Source organism: Paramaledivibacter caminithermalis DSM 15212 (genome assembly GCF_900142245.1).
Lineage (GTDB): Bacteria > Bacillota > Clostridia > Peptostreptococcales > Caminicellaceae > Paramaledivibacter > Paramaledivibacter caminithermalis.
Genome location: NZ_FRAG01000123.1, coordinates 1 through 2,566 on the forward strand (window position 1 = coordinate 1; position 2,566 = coordinate 2,566).

The window sequence follows — 2,566 nt, forward strand, 5'->3', positions numbered from 1 at the left end:
GGGCCGTGGGTTCGAATCCCACCCCCTCCGCCAAAATGTGGAGAAGTACTCAAGTAGGCTGAAGAGGACGGTTTGCTAAACCGTTAGGTCGGTTAAGTCGGCGCGCGGGTTCGAATCCCGCCTTCTCCGCCAATTGCTTGGGCCTTTAGCTCAGTTGGTCAGAGCGTCCGGCTCATAACCGGCAGGTCTGGGGTTCGAGTCCCTGAAGGCCCACCAATTAATAGAAACAAGAAGCAAGAAAAAACAAAAGAGGATGACTTGAATAGTCTAATCTTCAATTTTCCACATCTTGTGTCATTATATAGAGTGTTTTTCTATAAGATAGGGGTGTAGTTCAGTTGGTAGAACGACGGTCTCCAAAACCGTATGTCGTGGGTTCAAGTCCTGCCACCCCTGCCAACTTTAGAAGTGAGAGGCTAGAAATTAGAAATTGGAATAAGGGTATTTCCGAAAGGTTGAAAAACCTAAGAGGGTAACTATATTTTAATCTCCAACATTTCGCATCCTACATCATTTTACAGTGTATTACCTTATAGCAGCGGGGTGTAGCGCAGTTTGGTAGCGCATCTGGTTTGGGACCAGAGGGTCGCGGGTTCAAATCCTGCCACCCCGACCAATTTAGAAGCAAGAGGCTAGAAGCTAGACTAGTGATGGGTCGAGAAGGTTTTAAAAAACCTAAAATAATGACAAAAGTCCAATCTTTAGTGTCCAACATCTTGTATTTAAAGTGGGCTTATAGCTCAGCTGGTTAGAGCGCACGCCTGATAAGCGTGAGGTCGGTGGTTCAAGTCCACTTAAGCCCACCAAAAATAAATAAATGAAATTTTGCTGGTGTAATTAAAGTGATAAAACCGTGTACTGATATCTATAGGGGCCTTTAGCTCAGTTGGTCAGAGCGTCCGGCTCATAACCGGCAGGTCCGGGGTTCGAGTCCCTGAAGGCCCACCATTTAATAGGAGCAAAAAGTGGAAAATCTAAAGTTAAATAAGACTTAAGAAAATAAACTTAAAATTTATTGTATGCTGTATCTGATAATTGGTATCTAGTATGGCAAGGTAGCTAGTCGGTAGAGTAGGTGACTGGAATTATTTGTGTTAGTGATTTGATTTTGATTTTTGGTATTTAAAATCTACGTATATCTATATGTAGATTTTTTTTGTTACAAAAACTCTTGACAGTAAAAAATTGATGCAAATTATTTTTTTAAAACTTAATAGAAAAATCCTAGTACTTGCAATTTAAGATCCATCGACGACGTCTTTGTTCATATGAAATTGTTTTAATATGTGTATAGAAAAGTCTTTAATAAATTTATAAATATTATAATTTTTAATTTCATTTTTTGCTTTTACTAAATATTGCAGTTTTTCTTTATTACTCATTTCATTCAAATCATGGACCATAAAGTCTAACTCATATAAATTAATAAATGAATATTCATCACCATTATTGACATTTAATAGCGGCAATCTAAGATTAAATTGTTTATCTCCCTTCATAAGACTAAAGTTATAATTATGATTATAGAAAATAAGATCTTGATTTATATTTCCATAAAATTTACCCCATACTTCTAGAAAATCTTTTTTTACTCTATAATCAATTATTCTAATCTTAAATTTATCATCTAAATAAAACTCCTTTGGAAAATGAGCATATAAATTATCTTTGCTAATATAATTTAGCACATCAAGGGTAGGTAAAAGATGTAATATATCTTCATAATTATGTAATAAGATCTTGCTTTTTAAATTTGTATCCTTTGTATATTCATATTTTTTATATAGTTTGACGCTTTCTGCGCCATCTATCATGTCCTTTCTATTTATTCCTAGGAATTTTTCCAGTGTTTTTAGTTTACAGTTATCTAGACCTAGAAAATTTTTATTACTTTTGACTACTTTATATAAATCGAAGTTTAAATAATTATCTATTTTATAATTTAAACGGTGCTTTGTAAAGCGCTTATTTAGAAAGGGAATGTCGAAGTTTCTTCCATTATAGGTTATATAAAAATCAAAGGTTTTAAAGGTATCCATAAAAGATTCGAGTAATTGCTTTTCTTCACTAGAATCATTACAAAAAAATTGTTTTATAACAATATTGTCAGCTTGTTTGTATAATACTCCAATTAAGATAACTCTATTATAATTTGCATTTAGACCAGTAGTTTCAATATCGAAGAGAATAAAATTTTTATTATTCAAAAATTGAGACAGTATAGGTGGGGTGTTATAAGAATTTTTTAGTGTATTTATAATAATATCCATTGTATCACCTCCTAGGGACTTAAATCTACTTAAGTTTAAAAACAAACATTTATTGTATTATATACTATACATAAAAATTTTTCTACTATAGGATTTACATAGTAAAACTTAATTTATACATGTACAAATACGCAATGCTTCTGGGGGTTTTGATATGTATAAATTAAAGTTTTTACTTGAATCCCTATATAGGGATTTTTAATGTTTGCGAGGCATGTTGCCGAGCCGATGGTTTGAAAGAAAACCTGTCACCTAGCTAATGGGAAGACAAGTTGTAGGCAAGGGCGTTTTCGGCG

The 2,566-nt window shown here is 33.4% G+C and carries 1 protein-coding gene and 6 tRNA genes; 6 read left to right on the forward strand and 1 reads right to left on the reverse strand.

Translation table 11 applies throughout. The annotated features are described in order from the left end of the window. Positions 1–39: 39 nt before the first annotated feature. The 6 genes from BUB36_RS18695 to BUB36_RS18720 all read left to right on the forward strand — a co-directional run bounded on the left by BUB36_RS18695 (position 40) and on the right by BUB36_RS18720 (position 948). Positions 40–132, forward strand: a tRNA-Ser gene (locus BUB36_RS18695). 7 nt (positions 133–139) lie between these two features. Then, positions 140–216: transfer RNA gene (locus BUB36_RS18700), tRNA-Ile, on the forward strand. Positions 217–323: 107 nt separating this feature from the next. Next, a tRNA-Trp gene (locus BUB36_RS18705) sits at positions 324–399 on the forward strand. Positions 400–539: 140 nt separating this feature from the next. Further along, a tRNA-Pro gene (locus BUB36_RS18710) sits at positions 540–616 on the forward strand. Positions 617–729: 113 nt separating this feature from the next. After that, positions 730–806: transfer RNA gene (locus BUB36_RS18715), tRNA-Ile, on the forward strand. Between the two features lie 65 nt (positions 807–871). Beyond that, positions 872–948, forward strand: a tRNA-Ile gene (locus BUB36_RS18720). Between the two features lie 290 nt (positions 949–1,238). Here BUB36_RS18720 and BUB36_RS18725 read toward each other — a convergent pair. Next, positions 1,239–2,270, reverse strand: a complete 1,032-nt coding sequence (locus BUB36_RS18725; RefSeq protein WP_073153810.1) for a ribonuclease H-like domain-containing protein — start codon at positions 2,268–2,270, stop codon at positions 1,239–1,241. Positions 2,271–2,566: the final 296 nt, after the last annotated feature.